The sequence below is a fragment of the Phenylobacterium sp. genome (assembly GCF_030646615.1).
Taxonomy (GTDB): Bacteria; Pseudomonadota; Alphaproteobacteria; order Caulobacterales; family Caulobacteraceae; genus Phenylobacterium.
Genome location: NZ_JAUSLG010000092.1, coordinates 1 through 26,653 on the forward strand (window position 1 = coordinate 1; position 26,653 = coordinate 26,653).

Annotated in this window: 23 protein-coding genes, 2 pseudogenes and 1 riboswitch; of the genes and pseudogenes, 13 read left to right on the forward strand and 12 right to left on the reverse strand. The window is 70.1% G+C overall.

Translation table 11 applies throughout. The features are described 5' to 3' along the window. A partial coding sequence (locus Q7S93_RS16240) for a hypothetical protein (protein WP_304715098.1) occupies positions 1–546 on the forward strand: 546 nt, incomplete at its 5' end. 170 nt (positions 547–716) lie between these two features. On the opposite strand, the gene Q7S93_RS16245 is transcribed toward Q7S93_RS16240, so the two are convergent. The 3 genes from Q7S93_RS16245 to recF all read right to left on the reverse strand — a co-directional run bounded on the left by Q7S93_RS16245 (position 717) and on the right by recF (position 5,825). Further along, entirely contained in the window at positions 717–2,144 is a 1,428-nt protein-coding gene (locus tag Q7S93_RS16245) for an amidase (RefSeq protein WP_304715099.1), read from the reverse strand. 89 nt (positions 2,145–2,233) lie between these two features. Beyond that, positions 2,234–4,672 (reverse strand): DNA topoisomerase (ATP-hydrolyzing) subunit B, encoded by a 2,439-nt coding sequence (gene gyrB, locus Q7S93_RS16250; protein WP_304715101.1) that lies wholly within the window; start codon positions 4,670–4,672, stop codon positions 2,234–2,236. 10 nt (positions 4,673–4,682) lie between these two features. Beyond that, on the reverse strand, positions 4,683–5,825 hold the full coding sequence (recF, locus tag Q7S93_RS16255; RefSeq protein WP_304715103.1) for a DNA replication/repair protein RecF: 1,143 nt from the start codon (positions 5,823–5,825) through the stop codon (positions 4,683–4,685). A gap of 110 nt (positions 5,826–5,935) precedes the next feature. Next, positions 5,936–6,149, forward strand: a riboswitch (cobalamin riboswitch). Positions 6,150–6,434: 285 nt separating this feature from the next. Here recF and metE point away from each other — a divergent pair. Beyond that, positions 6,435–8,747: a 5-methyltetrahydropteroyltriglutamate--homocysteine S-methyltransferase gene (metE, locus tag Q7S93_RS16260; RefSeq protein ID WP_304715104.1), complete on the forward strand. Its 2,313-nt coding sequence runs from the start codon at positions 6,435–6,437 to the stop codon at positions 8,745–8,747. A gap of 4 nt (positions 8,748–8,751) precedes the next feature. Here metE and dnaN read toward each other — a convergent pair whose 3' ends face one another. The 3 genes from dnaN to hrcA all read right to left on the reverse strand — a co-directional run bounded on the left by dnaN (position 8,752) and on the right by hrcA (position 11,700). Then, positions 8,752–9,870, reverse strand: a complete 1,119-nt coding sequence (dnaN, locus tag Q7S93_RS16265) for a DNA polymerase III subunit beta (protein WP_300574756.1) — start codon at positions 9,868–9,870, stop codon at positions 8,752–8,754. 128 nt (positions 9,871–9,998) lie between these two features. Then, a complete protein-coding gene (gene grpE / locus Q7S93_RS16270) occupies positions 9,999–10,619 on the reverse strand; it encodes a nucleotide exchange factor GrpE (RefSeq protein ID WP_304715113.1) in 621 nt (206 codons plus the stop codon). Positions 10,620–10,629: 10 nt separating this feature from the next. Next, positions 10,630–11,700 carry a heat-inducible transcriptional repressor HrcA gene (hrcA, locus tag Q7S93_RS16275; RefSeq protein ID WP_304715209.1) on the reverse strand — a complete coding sequence of 357 codons (1,071 nt, stop codon included), beginning with the start codon at positions 11,698–11,700 and terminating at the stop codon, positions 10,630–10,632. 158 nt (positions 11,701–11,858) lie between these two features. On the opposite strand from hrcA, the gene rph reads away from it, so the two are divergent. Beyond that, positions 11,859–12,575 carry a ribonuclease PH gene (rph, locus tag Q7S93_RS16280; RefSeq protein WP_304715115.1) on the forward strand — a complete coding sequence of 239 codons (717 nt, stop codon included), beginning with the start codon at positions 11,859–11,861 and terminating at the stop codon, positions 12,573–12,575. Between the two features lie 499 nt (positions 12,576–13,074). Here the strand turns inward: rph and Q7S93_RS16285 are convergent, their stop codons facing one another. Beyond that, entirely contained in the window at positions 13,075–13,317 is a 243-nt protein-coding gene (locus Q7S93_RS16285; RefSeq protein WP_304715117.1) for a helix-turn-helix domain-containing protein, read from the reverse strand. A 10-nt stretch (positions 13,318–13,327) separates the two neighbouring features. After that, positions 13,328–13,859 (reverse strand): annotated as a pseudogene (locus Q7S93_RS16290) (DUF2975 domain-containing protein). A gap of 406 nt (positions 13,860–14,265) precedes the next feature. Between Q7S93_RS16290 and rdgB the strand changes: the two are divergent. The 7 genes from rdgB (at position 14,266) to Q7S93_RS16325 (ending at position 20,911) form a co-directional block, all read left to right on the forward strand. After that, complete coding sequence (gene rdgB / locus Q7S93_RS16295) at positions 14,266–14,868, forward strand: RdgB/HAM1 family non-canonical purine NTP pyrophosphatase (RefSeq protein ID WP_304715123.1); 603 nt, start codon at positions 14,266–14,268, stop codon at positions 14,866–14,868. Next, complete coding sequence (hemW, locus tag Q7S93_RS16300) at positions 14,865–16,022, forward strand: radical SAM family heme chaperone HemW (protein WP_304715124.1); 1,158 nt, start codon at positions 14,865–14,867, stop codon at positions 16,020–16,022. The genes rdgB and hemW overlap by 4 nt, the downstream gene beginning before the upstream one ends. Positions 16,023–16,068: 46 nt before the next feature. Continuing rightward, a complete protein-coding gene (gene rsmI / locus Q7S93_RS16305) occupies positions 16,069–16,944 on the forward strand; it encodes a 16S rRNA (cytidine(1402)-2'-O)-methyltransferase (protein WP_304715127.1) in 876 nt (291 codons plus the stop codon). Next, positions 16,941–17,339, forward strand: coding sequence for a YraN family protein (locus tag Q7S93_RS16310; RefSeq protein WP_304715130.1), 399 nt, complete (start codon positions 16,941–16,943; stop codon positions 17,337–17,339). The genes rsmI and Q7S93_RS16310 overlap by 4 nt, the downstream gene beginning before the upstream one ends. A gap of 13 nt (positions 17,340–17,352) precedes the next feature. Then, positions 17,353–18,171 carry a SirB1 family protein gene (locus Q7S93_RS16315; RefSeq protein WP_304715134.1) on the forward strand — a complete coding sequence of 273 codons (819 nt, stop codon included), beginning with the start codon at positions 17,353–17,355 and terminating at the stop codon, positions 18,169–18,171. 100 nt (positions 18,172–18,271) lie between these two features. Further along, positions 18,272–19,219 carry a glutathione synthase gene (gene gshB, locus Q7S93_RS16320; protein ID WP_304715135.1) on the forward strand — a complete coding sequence of 316 codons (948 nt, stop codon included), beginning with the start codon at positions 18,272–18,274 and terminating at the stop codon, positions 19,217–19,219. Between the two features lie 159 nt (positions 19,220–19,378). Next, the gene (locus Q7S93_RS16325) at positions 19,379–20,911 is read left to right on the forward strand and encodes a YifB family Mg chelatase-like AAA ATPase (protein ID WP_370652189.1); all 1,533 of its coding nucleotides are present in this window, start codon (positions 19,379–19,381) and stop codon (positions 20,909–20,911) included. Here Q7S93_RS16325 and Q7S93_RS19085 read toward each other — a convergent pair. From Q7S93_RS19085 to Q7S93_RS19090, 4 genes and pseudogenes are all read right to left on the reverse strand, one after another. After that, complete coding sequence (locus Q7S93_RS19085) at positions 20,866–21,312, reverse strand: hypothetical protein (RefSeq protein WP_370652190.1); 447 nt, start codon at positions 21,310–21,312, stop codon at positions 20,866–20,868. The two genes, Q7S93_RS16325 and Q7S93_RS19085, sit on opposite strands and share 46 nt — an antisense overlap. A gap of 97 nt (positions 21,313–21,409) precedes the next feature. Next, the gene (locus tag Q7S93_RS16330) at positions 21,410–21,766 is read right to left on the reverse strand and encodes a hypothetical protein (RefSeq protein WP_304715137.1); all 357 of its coding nucleotides are present in this window, start codon (positions 21,764–21,766) and stop codon (positions 21,410–21,412) included. Between the two features lie 212 nt (positions 21,767–21,978). Further along, positions 21,979–22,341, reverse strand: a complete 363-nt coding sequence (locus Q7S93_RS16335) for a hypothetical protein (protein ID WP_304715139.1) — start codon at positions 22,339–22,341, stop codon at positions 21,979–21,981. A 142-nt stretch (positions 22,342–22,483) separates the two neighbouring features. After that, positions 22,484–22,669, reverse strand: a pseudogene (locus Q7S93_RS19090) (response regulator transcription factor); the annotation flags it as partial. Between the two features lie 110 nt (positions 22,670–22,779). Between Q7S93_RS19090 and Q7S93_RS16340 the strand changes: the two are divergent. Genes Q7S93_RS16340 through Q7S93_RS16350 form a run of 3 tightly spaced genes read left to right on the forward strand, consistent with a single transcriptional unit; the run spans position 22,780 to position 26,586 of the window. After that, complete coding sequence (locus Q7S93_RS16340) at positions 22,780–23,175, forward strand: helix-turn-helix domain-containing protein (RefSeq protein ID WP_304715140.1); 396 nt, start codon at positions 22,780–22,782, stop codon at positions 23,173–23,175. Between the two features lie 49 nt (positions 23,176–23,224). Further along, on the forward strand, positions 23,225–24,778 hold the full coding sequence (locus Q7S93_RS16345) for a response regulator (protein ID WP_304715141.1): 1,554 nt from the start codon (positions 23,225–23,227) through the stop codon (positions 24,776–24,778). Between the two features lie 35 nt (positions 24,779–24,813). Further along, positions 24,814–26,586, forward strand: coding sequence for an AmpG family muropeptide MFS transporter (locus Q7S93_RS16350; RefSeq protein ID WP_304715142.1), 1,773 nt, complete (start codon positions 24,814–24,816; stop codon positions 26,584–26,586). Positions 26,587–26,653 lie beyond the last annotated feature (67 nt).

A 26,653-nucleotide genomic window follows, 5' to 3' on the forward strand; every position in this document is an offset into this window, starting at 1 on the left:
GCCGCCCGCTCGCACCCGGCGCCGACCCGGCAGGCCCGGGCCAAGCCGGCGCCGCGCAGGCCTGCGCCCGCGCCGCGGGACTATGCCCAACGCGGTCCTGCGCCGTCGCAGGGCGAGGGCTATCGCCGCTACCAGGGTCCCGACATCGCCACCCGCGGGGGCTATGAGCGCCGCCAGGAGCAGTATGCCGGCGGCTATCAGGACCAGCACCAGGGCCGATATCAGCAGCCGTATCGCGAGCAGCACCAGGGCCAATACCAGGAACAGTATCGCGAACATCGTCAGGAGCAGTATCAGGCGCGTCGCCAAGAAGAGCAGCGCTACGCCTATGCGCCGCCGCCCCCGCCGCCGCCCCATGTGAGCGGCCGGGTGGAGCAGTACGACGCCTATAGCGAACAGCGCAGCTATTCCCAGCAGTCCAGCGGCTACGTCCAGGGCGTGCCGGCCGGCCCCTGCTGCGGCGCGCCCCGGGTCCAGGCCGCCGGCCGTGACGCCGGCGGCTATCTCACCTGGCCCGGCAAGAGCGCGCCTGCGCCTTACTACTGAGCCGCAGGGCTCACCCATCCATCTCAAATCCCGGGGGGGAGATTATGAGAATGCGTTCGCCGAGCGGACCTCGCTTCAAGTGGTACGAACTGGCCGCCGCCGTGGTCTTCGCCAGCCTGGCCCTGGTGATGGCCAGGCTCGGGATCGTCTACTGACCACCTGGCCGGGGTTCAGTTCCAGATCGGCGGGCGGCGGTCCTTCCAGGGCTGTTCCTTCTCCAGCTGGCCGGCCAGCCGATAGAGGGTCGCCTCGTCGGCGAAGCGGCCGGTGAACATCATCCCCACCGGCAGGCCGTCCTGCGACTGCCAGAGCGGCAGGGACACCGATGGCTGGCCCGTGAAGTTGGCCGGCGGGGTGGTCCCGTAGGTGGCCGCCTGACGTTTGTCGAACTCGCGGGTGTCGTCCATGTTCGGGTTGAGCCAGTCGATCCGGGGGGCCGGGGTGCTCATCACCGGGGTCAGATAGACATCGAAGTCCTCGAAGGCCGAGAGGATCTGGCGGTTCATCACCCGCAGCTGCTGGAAGCCCCAGAAGGCCTGCTGGCCGTTCAGGCGCTGGCCGGCCTCATAGCCGCGCCGGGCCAGGGGGCCCAGTTCGTCCGGCTCCGGTTCGCGGCCCAGCTTCTCCACCCAGCGGGCCACATTGGCCGAGAAGTTCGAGGCGCTGGCCAGACCCTGGGCGCGGTAGAGCAGCCGGTAATCGATGCCGAGGCCCTGCTCGAACACCTCGTGGCCCAGGCCTTTCAACAGCTCGACGGTGCGCAGCAGGTGGCCCAGCATCTCATCGGGGATCGGCCGGCCGCTGGGGGTCTCGGCCGACCAGGCGATGCGCAGGCGGCCGGGGCTCTTCTCCACCTCGGCCAGATAGGGCCCGTCCTTGGCCGGCGCCTGGAAGGGATCGCCGACCTGGGCGTAGCCGGTGGCGTCCAGCATGGCGGCGGAGTCCCGCACGGTGCGGCTGACCACATGGTGGACCGAGAAGCCCAGGGCGCCGTCCACCACCTCGCAGATCGGCGTCCGGTCCCGGGTGATCTTCATCCCCACCAGGCCGCAGCAGGCGGCGGGAATGCGGATCGAGCCCAGGCCGTCGCTGGCGTGGGCCAGGGGGACCATGCCGGCCGCTGTCGCCGAGGCCGCCCCGCCGGACGAGCCGCCGGAGATGTGGTCGGGGTTCCAGGGATTGCGGCAGGCGCCCAGCTGGTCGGAATTGGTGACGCCGGGAATGCCGAATTCCGGGGTGTTGGACTTGCCCAGCAGGACGACGCCGGCGGCGCGATAGCGGGCCACCAGTTCGCTGTCGGCGTCATCGGCGGCCACCTGGGCGAACCGGCTGCCGGACGTGCGGGGCCAGCCCTGCACCTGGGCGCCCAGGTCCTTGATCAGGAAGGGCACGCCCTTGAACGGCCCGTCGGGCAGGTCGCCGTCGGCGGTGGCGCGGGCCTCGTCATAGGCCTTGTGGACGACGGCGTTCAGCACGCCGTTGTGCCGCTCGATCCGCTCGATGGCGGCCTCGACCAGTTCAGCCGGGCTGACCTCGCCCTTGGCGACCAGGGCGGCGAGCCCCAGGCCGTCATGCTCGGCATATTCGGTGAAGGCCATGGCCCAACTCCCTGCCGGTGTCCGGCTCTCGTTTCCTCAGGAGCCGAAGAGTTCAGGAGTTGCCGCGGCCTGTCCAGGGCCTGGGGGCGCTAGACGTCCACCTCGGCGTCCAGGGCGTTCTCCTGGATGAATTCGCGGCGGGGCTCCACCAGATCGCCCATCAGGCGGGTGAACATGCCGTCGGCGTCGTCGGCATGGGACACCTTGACCTGCAGCAGGGTGCGGGCCTCCGCGTCCAGGGTGGTCTCCCACAGCTGGTCGGGGTTCATCTCGCCCAGGCCCTTATAGCGCTGGATGGCCAGGCCGCGGCGACCGGCCTCCATGACGGCGTTGAACAGGTCCAGGGGGCCACGGACCTGGGTCACCTTGTCCCGGCGGGCGAAGCTGGCCGGGTCTGCGAAGGTCTCGGCCATGGCCGCGGCCCGTTCGGCCAGGCGCAGGGCGTCGGCGGCGTGCAGCAGCAGGTCGTCCAGCACCACGCGTTCGGACACGCCGCGGCGGACCCGGCTGAAGACATAGCCGCCGGTGGCCGCGATCTCGCCGCTCCAGGGGCCGTCGCCCTCCTCGGCGTAGAGGTTCAGGCGCTTGGCCGCCAGTTCGAGGTCGCCGTTCTCGCCCAACAGGCCGGCCAGGGCCGCCTGCTCGATGGCGAAGGCCGGCGCCCGGGAGGACAGGCGGTCCACATTGGCCTTGGCGCCCCGGGCGGTCTGGATCAGGGCGTGCAGGTCGGAGCCGGCCAGCTGTTCGCCGGATGCGAGGGTCAGGGTGGCGCCATCGACGCCCTCATTGACCAGGAAGGCCTCAAGCTCGGGGTCGTCCTGCAGATAGCGGATCGACTTGCCCTTGGTCGCCTTATAGAGCGGCGGCCGGGCGATATAGAGATAGCCCCGCTCGATCACCTGCGGCATCTGCCGGTAGAAGAAGGTCAGCAAGAGGGTGCGGATATGGGCGCCGTCCACGTCGGCGTCGGTCATGATGACGATCTTGTGGTAGCGGATCTTGTCGATGTTGAAGTCGTCGCGGCCGATGCCGGCGCCCAGCGCCGTGATCAGGGTGCCGATCTGGTCTGAGGACAGCATCTTGTCGAAGCGGGCGCGCTCGACGTTCAGGATCTTGCCGCGCAGGGGCAGGACGGCCTGATTGTCCCGGTTGCGGGCCTGCTTGGCCGAGCCGCCGGCGGAGTCCCCCTCCACCAGGAATATTTCGGACTTGGCCGGGTCCTTCTCCGAACAGTCGGCGAGCTTGCCGGGCAGGGAGGTGATGTCCAGCGCCGACTTGCGCCTTGTCAGATCGCGGGCCTTGCGGGCCGCCTCGCGGGCGGCGGCGGCCTCGGCGATCTTCTGGATGATGATCTTGGCCTCGTTCGGATGTTCCTCGAACCAGGTGGACAGGCCCTCGGACACCAGACCCTCGACGGCGGGGCGCACCTCGGACGACACCAGCTTGTCCTTGGTCTGGGACGAGAACTTGGGATCAGGCACCTTGACCGACAGGACGCAGGTCAGGCCTTCGCGGGCGTCTTCGCCCGACAGGGAGACCTTCTCCCGCTTCGTCGCGCCGGAGCTTTCCGCATAGGAGGTGATCAGCCGGGTCATGGCCGAACGGAAGGCCGCCAGGTGGGTGCCGCCGTCCTTCTGCGGGATGTTGTTGGTGAAGCAGAGCACGTTCTCGTGGAAGCCGTCGTTCCACCACAGCGACAGGTCGATCTCGACGTTCTCGCGCCGGCCGCGGATGACGATCGGGTCGCCGAGCAGGGGCGTCTTGGCCTTGTCCAGGTGGCGGACAAAGGCCTCGATGCCGCCCTCATAGGACATCATCTCCTCGAAGGGCTCGGCCCCGCGGAAGTCCTTCAGCCAGATGGTGACGCCGGAGTTCAGGAAGGCCAGCTCCCGCAGGCGGTGCTCGAGCGTCTTCCGGTCGAAGTCGATGAAGGCGAAGGTGGTGGTCGAGGGATAGAAGGTCAGCTCCGTGCCCGAGAGCGGCAGGCCGTTCTCGCGCATGGGCGCCTCGCCGGTCTCCACCAGGGGCGAGACGGTGTCGCCGCGGCGGAACTCGATTTCATAGGCCTTGCCGCCGCGATAGATCTTGAGCTTCAGCCAGTCCGACAGGGCGTTGACCACCGAGACCCCGACCCCGTGCAGGCCGCCGGAGACCTTGTAGCTGTTCTGGTCGAATTTCCCGCCGGCGTGCAGCTGGGTCATGATGACCTCGGCGGCCGAGACGCCTTCGCCCTCGTGCATGTCCACCGGAATGCCGCGGCCGTCGTCGGTGACGGTGACCGAGCCGTCGCCATTGAGGATCACCTCGACCCGGCTGGCATAGCCGGCCAGGGTTTCGTCGATGGCGTTGTCCACCACCTCATAGACCATGTGGTGCAGGCCAGACCCGTCGTCGGTGTCGCCGATATACATGCCCGGCCGTTTGCGCACGGCGTCGAGGCCCTTCAGCACCTTGATGGATTCGGCGCCATATTCGGCCTGGCCGTTGCTCTGCGGCGCGTCGCCGGCGCCTTGGGTCTCGTCGCTCATGAGGTTCTTCTTACGCGTCCAGTTGGGCCAGGCCCGAAGCGTCCACCCGGACGCCCTGGGCTCGGCCACGAAGGTCTTCGAACAGGTGCTCGTCGGTTCCGGTCAGGAAGGCCTGCAGGCCGAGCGCCTCGATTTCGTCGAACAGGGCCCCCCGCCGTCGGCGGTCCAGGTGTGCTGCGACTTCATCCAATAACAATATAGGGTTTGGGGCTGATTCTGCACGCGAAAGTCTCGCCGCCTGGGCCAGGACCAGGTTCAGGATCAGGGCCTTCTGCTCACCGGTCGAGCATTCGGCCGCCGGGCGGTCCTTCTCCAGGTGGATGACCGCCAGATCCCCCCGGTGCGGGCCGGTCAGGGCGCGGCCGGCGCCGGCGTCCCGGTCCCGCGCCGCAGCCAGGGCGGCGACCAGGCGCGCCTCGATCTCGCCGGTCTCGACCCCGTCCCTCGCCATCTGCTCCCACTCGCCGGTGAGGCTCAGCCGCGCCTGGGGGAAGGGGCGCGCGCCGCGGCTGTCGATCTCGGCCTGCAGGTCGGCCAGCGTGGCGGCCCGGGCGCTGGCCATCTGCGCGCCGGCCAGGCCCATCCGGGCCTCCAGGGCGGCGAGCCAGGCGGGATCGTTGGGGCCGTCGGTCAGCAGGCGCATGCGCTCGCGCTGCGCCTTCTCATAGCTGCTGGCCTGGGCGGCGTGTCCTGGCCGGGCGGCATAGACCAGGCGGTCGAAGAACCGGCGGCGTTCGGCGGCGCCCTCCAGGAACAGGCGATCCTGGGCCGGGGTCAGCCAGACCTGGCGCTGCAGGTCCGACAGCCGTCCGGGGGTCACGGTCTCGCCCTCCAGCCGCACGGTGCGTCGGGCCGCGCCGGCGACGTCCGTTCCGGTGCCGACCCTCAGGGTCTCCTCGCCCAGCCGGATTTCGGCGGCCACCGCCCAGGCGCGTCCGCGGGGTTCGCCGGGCAGGCGTCGGCCGATCTCGGCCATGGGCGCGCCGCGCAGGCCGCGGCCTGCGGTGAGCAGGGAGACCGCCTCCAACAGGTTGGTCTTGCCCGCCCCGTTGGGTCCGGCCAGCACGACCGGGCGCCCATCCATCTCCAGCTCGGCGCGGATGTACGAACGGAAGTCGGTCAGGGTCAGGCGGGTGAGGGCGGCGGAGATCACGCAAGGCTCATAGCCGGTTTCCGCATCCGGAGCGAAGTCTCCGGTCGGTCACGGCGCATAATCACATAAGGATATCTTTATGCGACCCTTGACACGGGTTCCGTTCTCGGCTTAGGTGACAGGGTCGCGGTTCTGCGGGTCTTCGGGCCCGGAGCTAAGAGGGAATCCGGTGAGGGTCTTGCCATGCCCCGACTCCGGAGCTGTCCCCGCAACTGTAAGCGGCGAGCGGCTGTCGATCGTGTCACTGACGGAAACCCCGTCGGGAAGGCCAGACAGCCGCTTCGACCCGTGAGCCAGGAGACCTGCCGCGTCAGATAACGTCCTCGGGCGGGGGGTCCCGGCGGGTCGCATCGTGCGCACGCCCGGACTCTCGTCTTGCGGCGATCCTGCGCTCGTCCGCACCTGCCGCAAAAGCCTCCGTCCTGTCCTTGACCTGAACGGGAGGCCGCCGTGGCGCCTTCGCCAGAGCCGAAGCTGATCCCGACCCCACGTCGAATGCGATGGGGCCGTCGGCGTCCTTAAGCCGTCGGCCCGCCGCGTCCAGACCTCCCTCCAGATCCCAAACTTCAAAATCCCGCCTGCGCGCGCTGCGCCGGCGAAGGAGATCCCATGCCTGCTGCTCAACCCGTCCTGGTCGCCAATCTCGGCTTTCCCCGCATCGGTCCCCGCCGCCAGCTCAAGACCGCCCTCGAACGCTTCTGGTCCGGCCGCCTGGACCCGGCCGGCCTTTTGCAGACCGCCGCCGACCTCCGCCGCGAAGGCTGGGCCCGGCAGGCTGAACTGGGGGTCGATATCCTGCCCAGCAACGACTTCTCCCTCTACGACCAGGTGCTCGACGCCACCCTGATGGTCGGCGCCGTCCCGCCGCGCTTCGCCGGCGCCCAGGGGCTGGAGCTTTATTTCGCCATGGCCCGGGGGGCGAGGTCGGGCGAGCAGGAGACCGGCTGCTGCGGCCAGGACGCTGTGGCCTGCGAGATGACCAAGTGGTTCGACACCAATTATCACTATCTCGCCCCCGAGGTGGCCGCCGGCCAGACCTTCGCCCTGGCCTCCACCAAGCCGGTGGATGACTTCCTCGAGGCCCGCGTCCAGGGCCATCACACCCGGCCGGTGCTGATCGGCCCGGTGACCTGGCTGAAGCTGGCCAAGGCCCGGGACGGCTCGGACCCCCGCGACCTGCTGGACGCCGTGACGCCGGTCTATGGGGAGATCCTGCGGCGGCTGGCGGCGGCCGGCGCCGACTGGGTGCAGATGGACGAGCCGGCCCTGGCGCTGGACCTCGACGAGATCGACCGGGCCGCCTTCGCCCGCGCCTATGCGGCGCTGGATGAGGCCGCCCCGGGGCTGAAGCTGATGCTCACCCCCTACTTCGCCGCCCTGGACGACAATCTCGACCTGGCCCTGTCCCTGCCCGTGGCGGGGCTGCATCTCGACCTGGTGCGGGGGCCGGGCGATCTGGATCAGGCGTTGGCCAAGGCCCGTCCCGATCTCGTCCTGTCGCTGGGGGTGGTGGACGGGCGCAACGTCTGGCGCGCCGACCTCTCCGCCCTGCTGGACCAGCTGGAGCCGGTCGTGGCCAGCGGCCGGCCGATCCTGCTGGCGCCGTCCTGCGCCCTGCTGCACGCCCCCATCGACCTGGGCGCCGAGACCAGGCTCGATCCCGAGGTGGCCAGCTGGCTGGCCTTTGGCGTGCAGAAGCTGGAGGAGCTGGCCCTCCTCGCCCGCGCCCTGAACGAGGGCCGGGCGGTGGTCGCCGACGCCCTGGCCGCGTCGGACGCCGCCCAGGCCGCCCGCCGGACCTCGCCCAGGGTGCGCGATGGGGCGGTCCAGGCGCGGATGGCGGCGGTGACGCCACAGATGGCCGACCGGGCCGCGCCGGTGGCCGAGCGCCTGGCCCTGCAGGCCAAGGCCCTGAAGCTGCCGCCCTATCCTACCACCACCATCGGCTCCTTCCCCCAGACCCAGGCGGTGCGCAAGGCCCGGGCCGATGAGGCCAAGGGACGCCTGGAGCCCGGCGCCTACCAGGCCTTCCTGGAGGATGAGACCCGCATGGCGATCCGCTGGCAGGAGAGCGTCGGCCTCGACGTGCTGGTGCATGGGGAGTTCGAGCGCAACGACATGGTGCAGTATTTCGGCGAGCAGCTGTCGGGCTTCGCCTTTACCGAACATGCGTGGGTGCAGTCCTATGGCTCACGCTGCGTACGCCCGCCGATCATCTATGGGGATGTGGCCAGGCCCCGTCCGATGACCGTCGACTGGTGGCGCTACGCCCAGTCCCTGACCACGCGGCCGATGAAGGGGATGCTGACCGGGCCGGTGACCATCCTGCAGTGGTCCTTCGTCCGCGACGACATTCCGCGCCAGGAGACCTGCCGCCAGATCGCGCTGGCCATCCGCGACGAGGTGGCCGACCTGGAGGCGGCCGGCGCGGCGATCATCCAGATCGACGAGGCGGCCCTGCGCGAGGGCCTGCCGCTTCGCCGGGCGGCGCAGGCTGCGCATCTGGACTGGACGGTGGCCTGCTTCCGCCTCAGCGCCGCGGTGGCGGGCCCTGCGACCCAGGTCCACACCCACATGTGCTATTCAGAGTTCAACGAGATCATCGACGCCATCGGCCAGATGGACGCCGACGTCATCTCCATCGAGACGGCGCGCTCACAGATGGAGCTGCTGGAGGCTTTTGCGGATTACCGCTACCCGGCCCAGATCGGGCCTGGCCTCTATGATATCCACTCGCCCCGCGTGCCGTCGGCAGGGGAGATGGCCGATCTGCTGCGCCTGGCTGGCCAGCGCCTGTCGGCCGAGCAGCTGTGGGTCAATCCCGACTGTGGCCTGAAGACCCGCGGCTGGGCCGAGGTGAAGCCCGCCGTGGCCGCCATGGTCGAGGCGGCCCGGCGTCTTCGGGCCGAGGCCGAAGCCTAGAGCTCTAGACCCGCAGGGGCATCAGCACATACTGGACGTCGCCGTCGCTCGGATCGAGCACCAGGGCTGGATCGTTGGGGCCGCCGAAGCGGAACTCGGCCTCCGGCGCGGTGATCTGGTCGGTGACGTCCAGGATGTAGCGGGCGTTGAAGGACAGCTCGAAGGATTCGCCGGAATAGTCGGCCTCGATCTCCTCCACCGCCTGGCCGGCCTCCATGTTGCGGACGGTCAGGATGATGCGGCCGGGCTCGATGGCCATGCGCACCGAGCGGCTCTTTTCGGCCGAGATGGTGGCCACCCGGTCGACGGCCTTGGCGAACAGCTTGTTGTCCACCCGCAGGATGCGGTCGTTGTCCTTGGGGATCACCCGCCCATAGTCGGGGAAGGAGCCGTCGATGACCTTGGAGGTCAGCGCCGTGGCGCCCAGCTCGAACCGCACCTTCTGGGGCGAGAGCTGCAGGTCGATCTGCTCGCCGGCGTCGTCCAGCAGGCGACGGGCCTCGCCAATGGTCTTGCGCGGCACGATCACGCCCGGCGCGCCCACCGAGCCTTCCGGGGCGGGCATTTCGGCCAGGGCCAGTCGGTGGCCGTCGGTGGCCACGGCGCGCAGCTTCTGGATGCCGCCGTCATTGACCACGTGCAGATAGAGGCCGTTGAGATAGTAGCGGGTCTCCTCGGTGGAGATGGCGAAGCGGGTCTTGTCGATCAGGCGGATCAGCTCGTTCACATCGACGCCGATACGGGCCGACAGGCCTTCGGCCGACATGACCGGGAAGTCGCCGGCCGGCAGCACCGGCAGGTTGAAGCGCGAGCGTCCGGCCTGGACCGTCAGGCGGGGATCCTCGCCGGTGAAGCTCAGGGAGACGTCGGCCCCCTCGGGCAGCTTGCGGACGATCTCATAGAGGGTGTGGGCCGGCGCGGTGATCTGACCGGGCTGATCGACCTGGGCCAGGGCCTCGTCGATGATCTCCAGGTCCAGGTCCGTGGCCGAGAAGCTCAGCCGCTCGCCCTCGGCCGAGAGCAGCACATTGGACAGGATCGGGATAGTGTTGCGGCGCTCGACGGCGCTCTGCACGTGACCCAGCGCCTTCAGGAGCGCCGCCCGTTCGATGGTAAGCTTCATGTTGCGGTCCGAACCTCCATGCGCCGGAAGGGCGATTCCCCGGCGCCCCCCGATGGAAGGGACTTGGGACTTTACTCATTTGCTGGGCAGGCGAAAGCCCCTGGCGCTTGGACCAGGAGCTTATCCGGTCAGGCCTTGGTGTCGACGGAACCGCCAGCCTCGCCGCTGTCGCTCGCCGCATAGGGATTGCCGCCGGCGCCATCACCCTGCGGGGCGCCAGCCTCGGGGCCGGAGCCCTTGGCCGCCACCACCACCATGGCCGGGCGCACGATGCGGCCAAACAGCTCATAGCCGGTCTGCAGCACCTGCAGGACGCCGCCGGCGCCGATGTCCTCGGCGGACTGCTCCATCATCGCCTGGTGCTTGTGGGGGTCGAACTTCTCGCCGCGGGGCGGGTCGATCTTTTTCAGGCCATTGCCTTCGAAGGCGGTCTGCAGGGCCTTCTCGGTCATCTCGACCCCGAGCACGAAGTTCTTCACCGCAGGATCGTCAAGATCGGCCGGCGCCGCGGCGGTGGCGCGCGACAGGCTGTCGGCGGCGCTCAGCAGATCGCGGGCGAACTTCTGGATGGCGTAGGCCCGCGCATCGTTGGCCTCGCGCTCGGCCCGGCGCTTGGTGTTCTCGGCCTCGGCGGCGAAGCGGAGCACCTGCTCCTTGAGGGCGGCGTTCTCGGTCTTCAGGGCCTCCATCATCTCGATGGCGGCGTCGGCGACGGCTTCAGTTTCGGCCGGCGTGTGATCGTCGGACATGCTTCTTTCCTTACGCGTTCATCACCTGGCCCAGAACCTTGGCGGTGTAGTCCACCAACGGAATGATCCGGGCGTAGTTCAGGCGGGTCGGGCCGATCACCCCGATCGCGCCCAGAACCTTCTGTCGGCCCGTCATATAGGGTGCGGCGATGACGGAGGAACCCGAAAGCGAGAAGAGTCGTGTTTCGGCGCCGATGAAAATGCGCACGCCCTGGGCCTCGCGCACCCCGTCCAGCAGGCCGATCAGCTGTTCCTTCTGCTCCAGATCATCGAACAGCATCCGGACCCGCTCCAGATCCTCAAGCGCCTCGCGGTCGCCCAGCAGATTGGCCCGGCCCCGCACGATCAGGGCGCGGTCGGAGCCCTCGCCCCCGCCCCAGGCGGCCAGGCCGTCTTCGACCAGCCGGGCGGTCTTGGCGTCCAGCTCCCGGCGGGAGCGGTCCAGGTCCAGGCTGACCTCGCTGCGGGCGTCGTCCAGGGTCTTGCCGCGCAGCTTGGTGTTGAGGAAGTTGGAGGCCTCCTGCAGGGAGGAGGGCGTCACCCCGGCGCCGAGCGCCATCAGGCGGTTCTCCACCACCCCGTCCTCGAAGACCATGACCGCCAGGGCCTGGTCGCCGCCCAGCGCCACGAACTCCACATGCTTGACCTCGGCGTCGCGCACCGGCGTCACCACCACGCCGGCCCCGCCGGCCAGGCCCGACAGCAGGGACGAGGCCTCGTTCAGGGCCTCCTCGAAGCTGCGGCCCTGCACCCGCAGGCGCGTCTCGATCAGCCGCCGCTCATCCTCCCCCACATCGCCGACCTCGAGCAGGCCGTCGACGAACAGGCGCAGGCCCGCATGGGTCGGCAACCGCCCGGCGCTGATGTGCGGCGCACCCAACAGGCCGAGCTGTGTCAGGTCCTGCATGGTGTTGCGGATGGAGGCGGGCGACAGGGAGACGCCGCCCCGGGACAGGGTGCGCGAGCCCACCGGTTCACCGGTCTCCAGATAGCTCTCGACGATGCGGCGGAAGATGTCGCGCGCCCGCTCGTCCAGTTCGGCGAGCGAAGGCCCGCGGGAGAGCAGTGGTGTGTTCACGATCGGCGGCCAGGGCCTTGTGTGATGTGAGCGAGTTGCGGGCGGCCCATGGACGGGCCGGTTGGTTTTTAGGATAAGCGCGCGCCACGTCCGTGCAAGTCGCGCCGCGCCTGTGCGGCCTCGATACCACGTCCGATACGACCTCAGGAAAGGTTCTCGCCATGCGTCCTTCGCAACGCGCCCCCGACATGCTGCGCGCCGTCACCCTGGAGACCGGGGTGAACCGCTATGCCGAGGGCTCCTGCCTGGTCAGCTTCGGCCACACCAAGGTGCTGGTCACCGCCAGCCTGGAGGAGGGCGTGCCCCCCTTCCTGCGCGGCCGCGGCCAGGGCTGGGTGACGGCCGAGTACGGCATGCTGCCGCGGGCCACCCACACCCGGGGCCGCCGCGAGGCCGCCCAGGGCAAGCAGTCGGGCCGCACCCAGGAAATCCAGCGCCTGATCGGCCGCTCCCTGCGGGCCATCACCGACATGAAGGCGCTGGGCGAGCGGCAGATCTCCATCGACTGCGATGTGATCCAGGCCGATGGGGGCACCCGCACCGCCTCCATCACCGGCGCCTGGGTCGCCCTGCGCCTGGCCACCCGCTATCTGATGGACGAGGGCGTGATCACCGCCGACCCCATCCTCGACCAGGTGGCGGCCGTCAGCTGCGGCGTCCACCAGGACCTGCCAGTGCTCGACCTGGACTATGAAGAGGATTCCGACGCCGAGGCCGACGCCAACTTCGTACTGACCGGGGCCGGCGACATCGTCGAGATCCAGGCCACCGGCGAGAAGCGCGGCTTCACCCAGGGGGAGTTCGACGCCCTGTTCGGCCTGGCCCGCAAGGGCATGGGCGAACTGTTCGAGATGCAGCTGGCCGCCGTCGCCCGCTGAGGGGCAGGTCGGCGGGGACTCCCGTCCTCGCGACCCTACCCCCGTCACCCTCGGACTTGATCCGAGGGGCCATGCGCACGGCGTCCGGCTCGGTGTTCATGGATGGTCGGGTCAAGCCCGACCATGACGGGGGTAGGGAGCTATGCGCCTCAGCCCCCCGAAATGCAGAACGGCCGGATGCGGGGTGCGCATCCGGCCGTTCTTCTGTCTCGGGTCGTCCGTGGGCGCTGGAGCGCGCTCAGGCTTAGAAGCCGATCAGCAGGTTCCGCTGGGCGGTGGCCGGGATGCGGGCCAGCTCGTGGGCCAGCGGAGCCATGAAGCGGGCGATCAGGCGTTGAATCTTAGCGAACATGTTCTGCCCCTTTCAGTGTGCAGTGCAACAATGTTGCATCGCATATAGGGCCAGAGCCCTAGCCCGGCAACGGCGGATCGCAAATTTCTGACAGCCGTGACGCAATGTCACGGGAATGTGTTGTGGCAATGCAACACGAGCCGGGGCTCAGGTCTCTTCATCGTCCTCGAACCCCGTATCGGCGGGGCCGGGCTCGTAGTGCAGGATGTCGCCAGGCTGGCAATCCAGCTCCCGGCAAAGGGCCGCCAGGGTGGAGAAACGCACCGCCCGGGCCTTGCCGGTCTTGAGGATCGACAGGTTGGCGATGGTCACCCCCACCCGGTCGGCCAGTTCGGTGAGCGACATGCGTCGCTCCAGCAGCACGCGGTCGAGAAGCACTCGGATCGGCACGGTCGGCTCCTCAGATGGTCAGTTCGGCTTCGCGGCGCAGGCGGGCGCCTTCGCGAAACACCTCGGCCAGGACGAAGACCACCAGCACCGAGAACCAGGCCGTCAGGCTCAGCGTTGGCTCGACGGCCTCCGAAGCCGGCAGGATCCAGCTCGACAGCGCCCAGAAGGCGTAGCGGCCCAACTCCAGGCCCGCGAGGATCAGGCCCACCACCCGCAGCCGCCGGACATTGTCCGGGTGGAATGGATCGCCGGCGGTGAGGGTGGCGAAGATGCGCCGCAGCTGGGCGACGATCACCAGCACCCCGCCCATATAGAGCCCCGCCGCCAGCAGGCCCACAGCCACCACCGGGCCGCGGTTGACCACCTCCTGGCCCCCCGGCGGTGACCGAGATGTCGGCCAGCAGGTCGGGATTGAACGAAAAGAGCAGGGCCGCCAGCATCAGGACGCCGGCGACGCTGACCCCGATCCACAGGCCCACGAAGACCACGTCGAGGATGATTTTCAGAAAGCTCGAAACCGAGCCTGGCCCCAGCGCCCGCATGGCTACGCCCCCTTGGATTGGCCCGATGGCGTCAGACTAGAGGATTGAGGCGCCGGCCACCACGGTCAGGATCGGCAGGGCGGCGAGGCAGAGGGCGCAGGCCAGGGCGAGACGGTCGAAGGCGTTGGAGGCGCGGAAGGTGTTCATGGGGAATCTCCAGGTTTCTGCCAGGTTCTGTAGGTCGCCTTGCGGCGGGAAAGTGCGGCGGAGCGCCTTGGCTCCATGTCGGTATTCGATATGGGCATGCCGTTTTTCGATCAAGGACATTATCGAAAAACGATATTAAATCGGCGTAACGATGTGACGGATCGTTCATCTGGAGGTGAGCCTTGAGGCGGCCGTCGCCGGGGTTTGCCGGCGCGCAGGCGGGCGCCTATGCTCCGCGGCCTCATTCGAAAGGACGGCCATGGCCCTGAAGCTCGAACCCGGCGCCCGGCTGGTGGTCGCCACCCACAATCCCGGCAAGGCGCGGGAGCTGGCGGCGATCCTGGAAAACCGCTTCGATCTGGTCACCGCCGGCGAACTGGGCCTGCCCGAGCCCGAGGAGACCGAGACCACCTTTGTCGGCAACGCCCTGTTGAAGGCCCGGGCCGCCGCCCAGGCCTCGGGCCTGATCGCGCTGGCCGATGATTCCGGCCTGAGCGTCGCCGCCCTGGACGGCGCGCCCGGCGTCTATTCCGCCCGCTGGGCGGGTCCGGACAAGGACTTCGGCCTGGCCATGGCCAAGGTCGAGGAACGCCTGCAGGCCACCGGCCTGGAGGATTGCGCCGCCTGGTTCACCTGCGCCCTGGCCGTGGCCTGGCCCCACGAAGGGCCGGCCCTGGTGGTCGAGGGGCGGGTGGACGGCCAGCTCACCTTCCCCGGGCGGGGCCGGCGGGGGTTCGGCTATGACCCGATCTTTACGCCAGACGGCGGCGCCCTGACCTTTGGCGAGATGGAGCCCGCGGCCAAGGACGCCATGAGCCACCGGGCGCGGGCCTTCGAGAAGCTCAAGGCCGCCCTGCTTTGACCAAGCCAGGGTCACCGCCCCTGGGGGTCTATGTCCACTGGCCCTATTGCGCGCGGATCTGCCCCTATTGCGACTTTAACGTCTATCGCGATCGCGGGCGTGCGCCTGAACAGGCCGCCCTGGTCGAGGCCATCGTCCAGGACCTGACCGCCCAGGCGGCGCTGACGGGGCCGCGCACCCTGGTTTCGGTCTTCTTCGGCGGCGGGACGCCGTCGCTGATGGATCCGGACGCCGTGGCCCTGATCCTGGAGACCGCCCGACGCCTGTGGACGCCGGCGGCGGACCTGGAGGTCAGCCTGGAGGCCAATCCTACGGACGCCGAAACCCAGCGCTTTTCGGCCCTGGCCCTGGCCGGCGTCGACCGCCTGTCCCTCGGCGTCCAGGCCCTGGACGACAGCGCGCTGCAGTTCCTCGGCCGTGATCATGATGCGGCGACGGCCCGCCGGGCCCTGGAGGTGGCCTCGCAGACGTTTGGCCGGGTGTCCCTCGATCTGATCTATGCCCGCCCCGGCCAGACGCCGCAGGCCTGGGCGGCCGAGCTGGAAGACGCCCTCGGCTACGGCGTCGAACATGTGTCGCCCTATCAGCTGACCATCGAGGCCGGCACCGCCTTCGACCGGGCGGTGCGCCGCGGCCAGCTCATCCCGCCGGACGATGAGGCGGCCGCCGTGCTGTTTGAGACCACCCAGTCGGTGCTCACCGCCGCCGGCTTCGAGGCCTATGAGGTCTCCAACCACGCCCGGGGGGCGGCGGCGCGGTCGCGGCACAATCTCGTCTACTGGCGGGGCTGGGACTATGTCGGGGTCGGCCCGGGCGCGCATGGGCGCATCACGGTCGCGGGCCGCCGCCATGCCACCGAGGGCCAGACGCGACCGGGCGCCTATATCCGACACGTGGCCGAATCAGGTCGTGGATTTCCAGAATTCGAGACGCTCTCGCCGGAGGCGGCGGCCGAGGAGCGGGTGTTGAGCGGTCTGCGGATCGAAGCCGGAGTCGCCTATTCTGAGCTGGTCGCCCTGGGCCTCTCGCCGGACCATATCCGGGTCAAAAGCCTTGTGGCGGACGGGCTGTTGCGGGCTGACAACTTTAAGTTGTCGGTCACCCCAGCGGGACGACTTGTGCTTGACCACGTGACGCGGCGGCTGCTGGTCTGATGGCCACGCTTGCCTTGCTCCTCCCGACCGGCGAACCCTGCCCCCCATGGCTTACCCTGTCGCCCTGCCGCCCCTGTCCGACCAACCCCTGTCGCCGGGGCTCTACATCGTCGCCACGCCGATCGGGAACCTTCGCGACATCACCCTGCGCGCCCTGGATGTGCTGTCGGCCGCCGACCTGATCCTGGCCGAGGACACCCGGGTGACGGGCAAGCTGCTGGCCGCTTTCAAGATTTCCGGTCGCATGGAGCGACATGACGAGCACGCCGCCGAACGGGCGCGGCCCAAGGCCCTGGCGGTGCTCGAACAGGGGGGGCGGGTGGCCCTGGTGTCCGACGCCGGCACCCCGCTGATCTCCGATCCTGGCTACCGGCTGGTGCGAGAGGTCGCCGCAGCCGGCTTTCCCATCCATCCGATTCCCGGCGCCTCGGCCCTGCTGGCGGGGCTGTCGGTGGCGGGCCTGCCCTCGGATCGGGTGCTGTTCGCCGGCTTTCCGCCGCCGAAAAGCGCCGGACGCCGGGCCTTCCTGCAGGAGGTGGCGGGCATCCGCGCGACCCTGGTCTTTTTCGAAGGCGCCTCGCGCCTGGGGGACAGCCTGGCCGACATGGCCCAGGTGTTCGGCCCGCGGGAGGCGGTGGTGTGCCGCGAACTGACCAAGCTCTATGAGACGGTGGTGCGCGGTCCCCTGGACGTGCTGGCCGCCGATCCCTCGCTGGCCGCGCCCAAGGGCGAGATCGTGATCCTCGTGGGCCCTGGCCGGGAGGAAGAGGCCACCGCCGATGACGCCGACCGGGCGCTCACCGAAGCCCTCTCGCGGCTGAAGCCGGCGGAAGCGGCCGGGGAGGTCGCCCGGGCCCTGGGCCTGTCGCGCCGGGACCTCTATCGCCGCGCCCTGGAACTGAAGTCGGAGCAGGCGGAGTGACGAGGCCGGCGCCGTCGACCCGCACGGCCGCGCGGCAGGTCCGCGGCGCCCTGGCCCGACGTTCAGGGCGCAGGGCCGAGGCCTGGGCCGCCCTGTGGCTGATGGCCAGGGGCTATCGCATCCTGGGCTTTCGCCTGCGCACCCGTTTGGGCGAGATCGACCTGCTGGCCCAGAAGGGGCGCGTCCTGGCGGTGGTCGAGGTCAAGAGCCGAACGACCCTGGAGGCGGCCCTGGCCGCCGTTACGCCGGAGCAGCGCGACCGCCTGCGCCGGGCTGGACAGGCGGCGGCCGGCGCGCGACCACGGCTCAAGGACCTGGCCGTCCGGCTGGACCTGATCGCGCTGGCGCCGGGCCGCCTGCCGCGCCACCGGCCCGACGCCTGGAACGGCGCCTGATGGACCTCCGACGATGACGCGGGCCGAGGCCGAGGCGGTTCTGCTCCAGGCCGGGGCCACGGAGGACGAGAACGCCTTCCCCCTGCTGGAGGCGGCCATAGCCTGCGCCCTGCACGAGGACCCCACCCGCGACCCCCAGGCCGTCCGCGATCTGGCGCAGGCCGGCGTCCAGCGCCTCAAGGCGCGCCTGCGCTGGGAGAGCCCGGAAGAGGCCCTGGCCGAGGCCATGTCCGGCGACCTTCGCCTGTCCGGCGACCTGTTCACCTATGAGCATCCGGACAATACCGACGTCATCGCCCTGGCGCAGCGGCGCAAGGGTATGCCCGTGGCCCTGGGCATCTTCTATCTGCATGTGGCCAAGCAGGGGGGGCTGAACGTCAAGGGCGTCGATTTCCCCGGACACTTCCTGCTGCGGATCGAGACCCGCGAGGGACCCCTGGCCCTGGACCCCTTCAGCGAGGGGCGCGTGGTCCTGCCCTCCGAACTGACCCGCCGGGCCCTGCATGCGGGACTGACCCCCAATGTCGCCGACCGACTGGACCTGCTGATGGCGCCGGCGGACGACCGGCAGGTCCTGATCCGGCTGCAGAACAACATCTTCGCCGCCGCCGCCGCCGCCGGGGACTTCCCCCGCGCCGAACGCTCGGCCCTGCGGCGGGCGCTTCTGGACCCCAAGGATCATCGCCCCTGGCTGGATGTGGCGACGGCGCGGGAGGGCCAGGGCGCCCTGGCCGGCGCGATGGAGGCGCTCGCCCGGGCCAGCGAACTGGATCACGGGGCGGCCCTGGCGGCGCGGACCCAGCGGGAGCGCGTGCGCCTGAAGATCAACTGAGGCCGGTTGATCGCGCATCGGCGTCTGGCGTTCGCCGCCTGGCCCGCCTATGTCCGTGGTCAGGTCGCCCAAGGCCAGAATTCTTGAACCGGAGCTCGCCATGGCCTTGAAGGTCGCCGTCCAGATGGACCCGCTCGAATCGATCAACATCGCGGGGGACACGACCTTCCTGATGATGCTCACGGCCCAGGCGAGGGGGCACAGCCTCTGGGTCTACACGCCCGACCGTCTGTCGCTGGACAGCGGCAAGGCCATGGCCCGGGGGCGTTCGGTCAAGGTCCAGGACGTGCAGGGCGACCACGCGACGTTCGGGGAATGGGAGCGTCGGGACCTGGCCGAGATGGACGTGGTCCTGCTGCGCCAGGACCCGCCCTTCGACATGGCCTATATCACCGCCACCCACATCCTCGACGCCATCCACCCGAAGACCCTGGTGGTCAACAATCCCACCGAGGTCCGCAACGCCCCGGAAAAGCTGTTCGTCACCAGCTTCCCCGGCGTCCAGCCGCCGACCCTGATCACCTCGGACATCGAGGCCATCTACGACTTCCGCGCCCAGCACGGCGACATCGTGCTCAAGCCGCTCTATGGCGGCGGCGGCTCCGGCGTGGCCCGCCTGCTGGCCGACGATCCCAACCTCGACGCCCTGCTCGAACTGCACGCCCTGATCGGCCGCGAGCAGGTCATCGCCCAGAAGTTCATCCCCGCCGTCTCCAAGGGCGACAAGCGCATCCTGCTGGTGGACGGCGAGCCGGTGGGGGCGATCAACCGGGTGCCCGGCGCTGGCCAGATCCGCTCGAACCTGCGGGTCGGCGGCCGCGCCGAGGCGGTCGAGCTGACCGCCCGGGATCGCGAGCTGTGCGACATCATCGGCCCGGAGCTGAAGGCCCGCGGCCTGCTGTTCGTCGGCATCGATGTGATCGGCGATTATCTTACCGAGATCAATGTGACCTCGCCCACCGGCGCCCGCCAGCTGCAGAAGTTCACCGGCGTCGACGCCACCGAACGGATGTGGGCGCGGGTGGAGGAGATCCGCGCGCAGGCATAGTATAGCCGCGAAAGCGTAACCTTGAGTTTAGGGATTGCGCTTCATTCTCCTTAGGTTCTATCTTCGTTCCTTGTTTGAGCCGCACCCTGCGGCGCTCTGTGGATAAATTCGCCCCTGACGACGCCCTTTGGCGCAGGGGATGGGGACGGGAGATGCGCCGTGGCGGGGGTTGTCACAGTCGCCTTCGAGGGGGTTGAGGCCCGGCGGGTGGATGTCGAGGTCCAGCTTACCGGCGGGGCGGTGGCCTTCGTGGTGGTGGGCCTGGGCGACAAGGCCGTCGCCGAAAGCCGCGAGCGGGTCCGCGCCGCCTTCGCCGGCCTGGGCCTTGCCCTTCCCGCCCGCCGCATCATCGTCAATCTGGCGCCGGCCGACCTGCCCAAGGAGGGCAGCCACTATGACCTGCCCATCGCGCTGGCGGTCATGTCGGCCATGGGGATCATCCCGCCCGACGCCCTGAACGGCTGGGCCGCGGTGGGGGAGCTGTCCCTGGACGGCCGTATCGTCCAGGTGGCGGGCGCCCTGCCCGCCGCCGTCGCCGCCGGGGGCTTGGACCTGGGCCTGATCTGTCCGGAGGCCTGCGGGGCCGAGGCCGCCTGGTCCGGCGAGACCCGCATCCTGGCTGCGCCCTCGCTGATCGCCCTGGTCAACCACTTCCGCGGGACCCAGATGCTGGCCCCGCCCAGCGCCGGCCCGGTGGTGGAGGGCGAGCGCGCGCCGGACCTCCGTGACGTGAAGGGGCAGGAGAACGCCAAGCGCGCCCTGGAGATCGCCGCGGCCGGGGGCCACAACCTGCTGTTCATGGGGCCGCCCGGATCGGGCAAGTCGATGATGGCCGCCCGTCTGCCGGGCCTGCTGCCGCCCCTGTCCCCGGCCGAGCTCCTTGAGACCTCGATGATCCATTCGGTGGCGGGTCTGATCGCCAAGGGCGAGCTGACCCGCCAGCGCCCGTTCCGCACCCCGCACCACTCGGCCAGCATGGCCGCCCTGACCGGCGGCGGCCTGAAGGCCAAGCCGGGCGAGGTCTCCCTGGCGCACAATGGCGTGCTGTTCCTCGATGAGCTGCCGGAGTTCTCGGCCCAGGCCCTGGACAGCCTGCGTCAGCCGCTGGAGACCGGCGAGGTGGTGGTGGCCCGCGCCAACGCCCATGTCCGCTATCCCGCCCGCTTCCAGCTGGTGGCGGCGATGAATCCCTGCCGCTGCGGGGTCGGGGGACCCGGCCGCGGCGCCTGTGGCCGCGCGCCCCGCTGCCAGAGCGACTATCAGCGCAAGATCTCCGGCCCCATGATGGACCGCATGGATCTGGTGGTGGAGGTTCCCCCGGTCACTGCCGCCGACATGGCCCTGCCGCCCCCGGCGCAAGGCACGCCCGAGGCCGCCGCCCGGGTGGCCCAGGCCCGGCAGGTGCAGCTGGTCCGCGCCGGCGAGGCCGGCGAAACCGCCGCGCCCCTGAACGCCCAGGCCTCCGGCGACCGGCTCGACGCCATCGCCAATCTCGACGCCCCGGCCCGGGCCCTGTTGTCCAAGGCCGCCGAGGCCGCCGGCCTCACCGCCCGCGGCTGGACCCGCACCCTGCGCCTGGCCCGCACCATCGCCGACCTGGAAGGCGCCGCCGACGTCCGCCGGGTCCACCTGGCCGAGGCGCTGATCTATCGTCGCGTAGGGCTGGAGACGGCTTCGGCCCTGAGCGGGTGACGTCGGTGGATGAGGGTCCCCACGCCGAGGGCGGCCAGGACCAGATAGCTCCAGATCACCAGGCCCCAGCGATAGGGCAGGGCGGGCACGTTGCTGTCGGCCGCCATGGCCAGGTGGGTGAGGATGCCCAGCAGCTGGAAGGCGGTGGCGAACAGCAGCCACAGCCGGTTGGTGGTCAGGGCCAGCCACAGCAGATAGCCGAGGAAGAGGGCGTCCACCCCGAGCACCCCCCACTGGAGGCCCGGCGCGTCGGCGTCATAGGTCAGGGGGGTCAGGAACCAGGCGGCCAGATTGGCCACCGCGGCCTGCTTCTCCGGCGCGCCCCCGCGCCACAGGGCCGCGCCCGACACCAGGACCATGGCCGCGAACCAGATCTGTTGAGGCAGGACGGCGAAGTACAATCAAAGGTCCCCGGGCGACGGCGGTCGCGCCAGGGTGGCAGAGGCCGGCGGCTCGGGAAAGGCGCCGGCCTCTTGTCGCTGTCTGGCGCGCGGCCGATCAGGCGGCGTTGACGTCACCAACCGCCCGCAGGCTCGGGGCGCGGGCAGGCTCAGCGGGCTTGGGCGCGCCGTCGCCATACATCACCGCCCCGAGGCCGATCTGCTTCTGGGCGAGGCTGAGCTCCTTGTGGGCTTCGATCACGGCCCGGCGGGCCTCGGCCAGGGCGGTGATAGAGCGGCTGGTCCACTCCACGGCTTCCTGGCCGATCAGGGCCGAGAGGCCGGCCTGGGCGCGCAGGCCCGGCATGACGCCGGCCAGGGCGGCGGTCTTGGCCAGGGCGAGATCAATGGCGGTCTCGGCCTCGAACAGGCTGGCGGCGACCTGATCGGCGTATTGGCGACGTTGCTTGAGCATGGGGGATCTCCTTCCCGCGCGCAGACGCCGCGGGTCATGTGGGCTCGATGGGGGTCTTGAAGGTCTTGAGGGTCGAGGTGGTCCGCCGCCGGGGATGGCGGCGCGGCCTCAGACCAGAGCGCTGAGGGCCTGAAGCCCCGCCAGGACGCCCCCGAAGGCGAGGGCCGAACCGATGGCGATGGCGAGGATCAGGCCGATCCGCGCTGCCGATCCTAGGCCATCTGTGCGTCCGCTTCGCCAGGGTGGAAGTTCTCGTCCAGCAGCACCCAGGTGATGCAGAGGATTTCCCTCATGACCATCTCGGGGGGCTTGAAGGCCGCCAGCTTGCGGGTGGCTGAGATCAGGTGCGTGACCATGTCGGCCTGGGTCGGCGAGGCCGCCAGATCGGTCAGCTGGCGCTCGAGCTGGGTCCAGCAGAAGCTCGGCATTGACGCCCCCCGCGGCGAGGGTGTCGGCCACCTTGTCTCGAACGCTTCGATTTCGCGTCTCAGATGGATGGCCCGGCTCACCGCCGCGCGGTTCGCTGCGGTCTGCTCGTCCTCCGGTCGTCCGTACTGGCCGTTCCAGTGTTTCATGGGTCTCGCCTCCGGTTGAGGCCAGATCCGACCATGGGCCGGCCGCGGCGTCTGTCCTGACTGTGTCCTGTCCTGACGCGGTCAGGACAGGATCGCGCCCCATCTGCGAGGCCCGCTCATGGTCGGCCAGCAGGCGGGCGGCATGATAGCGGTCGCCTACCCCCAGCTTGGCGCGGGCGCGGTCGCAATAGGTGTCCACCGAGGTCTTGGACATGCCGAGCTCTCGGGCGATCTGCTTGGAGCTGAAATGCCGGTCCACGAGGCGCAGGCACTCCCGCTCCCGACCCGTCAAAAGTTCCACCTGTCCCGTCATGCCGTCCATTCCCATAGATCGGAAATACTACACGCCAAGGTTTGGTCTGCGTCCACCGTGCTTTCGTGTCCGTACAGCGACAGGAGACAATCGCTCAGAGGTTGAGCGCCAGTATGGAGCCGAATATGGGTTTGCGTGAGGTCGATTTCGTGGATACCGCCGACCGGGCCATCGGCGCCCGGGTGCGGGCGCGCCGCCGCTTCCTGGCGCTCAGCCAGTCCGGTCTCGCCGATCACCTCGGGGTGTCCTTCCAGCAGGTCCAGAAATACGAGCGCGGCGCCAATCGTATCTCCGGCTCGACCCTGGTGGCCGCGGCCCGCGCCCTGCAGACCACGGTGAGCTGGCTGGTGGGCGAGGAGGCCGGTGGCGACAGTCCCCCCGATGAGGCGTTTTCAGCCCTCATGACCCCAGGCGCCATGGAACTGCTGGAAGCCTATCGCGCCATCCCCCGGCCCCGGGCGCGGCAGGCCCTGCTGGCGCTCGCCCGCGAGATGGGCCGGGACGAGGCGGAAGACGGCTAGGCCCGCCCTTTGACAGGCCGTTAAAGGCTCCGGACCTAGGGTGGGGATCATGCCAAGCCCAGTCACCGACCCCATAGCCGTCGATCCTGCCGGCGAGCAGATCAGCACCGAGCAACTGGCCGCGCTGAGCCACGAGTTCCGCACGCCGCTCAGCGGCGTCCTGGGGATGGCGCGCCTTCTGGAGGGGACGCGGCTCAGCGCTGAGCAGCGGGCCTATGTCAGCGCCATGCGCGACTCTGGCGAGCACCTGCTGGGCCTGGTCAACGAACTCCTCGACTTCGCCCGCCTGGGGGCCGGCAAGATCGAGCTGCGCGAGACCCCCGTGGAGATCGACGCCCTGCTGCGGGCGGTCTGCGAACTGCTCAGCCCGCGGGCCCACGAAAAGGGCCTGGAGATCGCCTGGGCCTCGCCCGCCGCCGGCGCCGTGGTGATGGCCGACGAGAGCCGCCTGCGTCAGATTCTGCTGAACTTCGCCGGCAACGCCGTGAAATTCACCGCCGACGGCGGCGTCTTGCTGGACGCCGCGCCGGTCGCCGAAGGCCGCTGGCGCTTTACCGTCGCCGACACCGGACCGGGGGTGAGCGACGCCGCCAGGGACCTGATCTTCGAGGCCTTCGCCCAGTCCGAGGCCAGCCACCAGCTCACCGGGTCGGGCCTCGGCCTGGCCATCGCCCGACGTCTGGCCCTGGCCATGGGGGGAGATGTGGGGGTGGAGGCCGGCGCCGACGGCGGCGCGGTCTTCTGGTTCGAGGCGCCCCTGGCGACCCAGGCGCCCCGCGCCCGCGGGCCAGCCCCCCTGGCGGGCCTGCAGGTGGGGGTCGCCTCGCCCAATCCGATCATCCGCCAGGCCGCCGCCCGCCAGATCGAGGCCTGCGGGGCGACCGCTGTCACCGCCGCCGATGTGGAGGCCCTGCTGCCGCTCACCGGCCCGCACGATGTCCTTCTGCTCGACCACGCCCTGGCGCGGGGCGGGCGAAAGGTCCGCCGCCCCTTCGACCGGCCGGCCATCATCCTGCTGGCGCCGGAGGAACGCGACCGGATCGCCCGCTATCGCGCGTCCGGGTTCGGCGGCTATCTGATCAAGCCCCTGCGCCGGGCCTCCCTGGCCGAGCGGGTCCTGGCCGCCCTGCAGGCCGCCCCCGACCAGACCCACGGTCCGGAGGACGACCGGGTGGCGCCGGCCGCAACCCCAGGCGCCCGGGTGCTGCTGGTGGAGGACAATCCCGTCAATGCGCTGCTCGCCCGCACCCTGCTGACCCGGGAGGGCTGCAGCGTCGACCACGCCATGACCGGCCATGAGGCCCTGGCCGCCCTGAAGGTCGGCGCCTATGACCTGGTGCTGATGGACATGCGCCTGCCCGACATTCCGGGCGAAGAGACCACCCGCCGCCTGCGGGCGGCCGGTATCGAAACCCCTGTGGTGGCCCTGACCGCCAACGCCTTCCAGGAAGACCGGGAGGCCTGCATGGCGGCGGGCATGAACGATTTCCTGGTCAAGCCCCTGGCCGCCGACGCCCTGCGACAGGCCCTGTCCCGCTGGGCGCGCAAGGCCGCCGACGGCGCGGTCTGGACGGAACCTTCCGGGCGCGCCAAGTTCGGCTGACTCGGCGGGGCGTCCCGCCGTCCGGGGGAGACGCCATGAGCCAGCCAGACGCCGAGCCGAAGCGCGCGCCCCAGCCGGTGGCCGAGGCCGCCGCCAGGCCCAGCCTGTGGTCGGCCCTGACGGTCTATGGGGAGCGTCGCGCCCTGATCATGCTGGCCCTGGGCTTCGCCTCGGGCCTGCCCAACCTGTTGATCTTCGACACCCTCTCGGCCTGGCTGCGGGAATCGGGCCTGTCGCTGCAGGTGATCAGCATCTTCTCCCTGGCCACCCTGGCCTATTCCATGAAGCTGCTCTGGGCGCCCCTGGTGGATCGCACCAAGATCCCCTGGCTGACCGACCGGCTGGGCCATCGCCGATCCTGGATGCTGGTCTCGCAGGTGGCGATCATGATCGGCCTATGGCTGGTGGCGGGCGGCGATCCCGTCCGCAATCTCGGCATGATGGCCCTGCTGGCGGTGCTGGTGGCCTTTTCCGGCGCCACCCAGGACATCGTCATCGACGCCTGGCGCATCGAGGCGGCCGGCGAGAACCGCCAGGGCGCCCTGGCGGCGGCCTATCAGTGGGGTTACCGGATCGCCATCATCGTGGCCGGCGCCGTGCCCCTGATCCTGGCCCAGCAGTACAGCTGGAACGTCTCCTATCTGGTGATGGCCGCCCTGATGCTGGTGGGCGTGGCGGGCGTGCTCGGCGCCCCGCGGGAGGCCCAGCACATCATCCGGCCCATCAATCTCGAAGGCGTGCCGGCGCGGCCGGGGCTGGAGCTTCCGGAATGGCTGGCGCGGCTCAGCCTGGTGGTGGTCGGCGCCATCATCCTCGGCTCAGGGCTGGCCGGCTCGGCCGACCTCCTGGCCGGCGCCCTGACCAGCCTCGGCCAGGCCCAGGCCGCGGAGTCGCTCTCCACCGCCTGGACCACGAGGCCCTGGAACGCCTTCCTGCAGGTAGGCGCGGTGCTGGTCGGCGGCGGGCTGATCGTTCTGGCGGCCTTTCCCCTGCCGGGCCTGCGGACAAGGCCCGGCGTCTATCTGTCGGCCGCCCTGTTTGACCCGTTCATCGACTTCTTCGACCGCTACCGGGGCAGCGCGGCCCTGATCCTGGCGCTGATCTGCCTCTATCGGCTGGCCGACTTCGTCCTCAACATCATGACGCCCTTCTATCTGGACCTGGGCTTCACCCTCACCGAGATCGCCGAGGTGCGGAAGGTGTTCGGGGTGGCCATGTCCATGCTGGGGGTCTTCCTGGGCGGCCTGGCCGTGGCGCGGCTGGGGCTGATCCGGGCCATGCTGATCGGCGCCTTCGCAGGCCCCTTGAGCAATCTCGTCTTCGCCTGGCTGGCCGTCGAGGGCGCCTGGCTGCCGGCCCTGTTCGTCGCCATCGGGGTGGACAATGTGGCCGGCGGCTTCGCCGGGACCTGCCTGATCGCCTACATGTCGAGCCTCACCGGCTATGGCTTCACCGCCACCCAGTATGCCGTCTTCTCGTCCTTCTATTCCCTGCCGGGCAAGCTGCTGGCCTCGCAGTCGGGACGCATCGTCGAGAGCTCGGCGGCGGCGGCCGAGGCCGGCGGCGTGCTTGGTCCGCTCAAGGGTCTGTTCGTCAACCTGCCGGCCGACGCCTATGCCGCGGCGGTGGAGAAGTCCGGGGTGAGCGCCGCGGCCCTGGGCGCCGGCTACGTGCTCTTCTTCGTCTATTCCGCCCTGATCGGGGTGGTGGGGATTGTCCTGGCCTTCATGGTCGCGGCCCGTCAGCCCCGCCCGCCGGAAAGCGCGGAGCCCGAGACTCAGTCAACGGGAGAGACGGCGGCCGGCTGAGCTTCGCTGGCCGGTTCAGCCTCGTTCGCCGGCGCCGCCTGGGGCTGTGGCATGCCGACGGGGGATG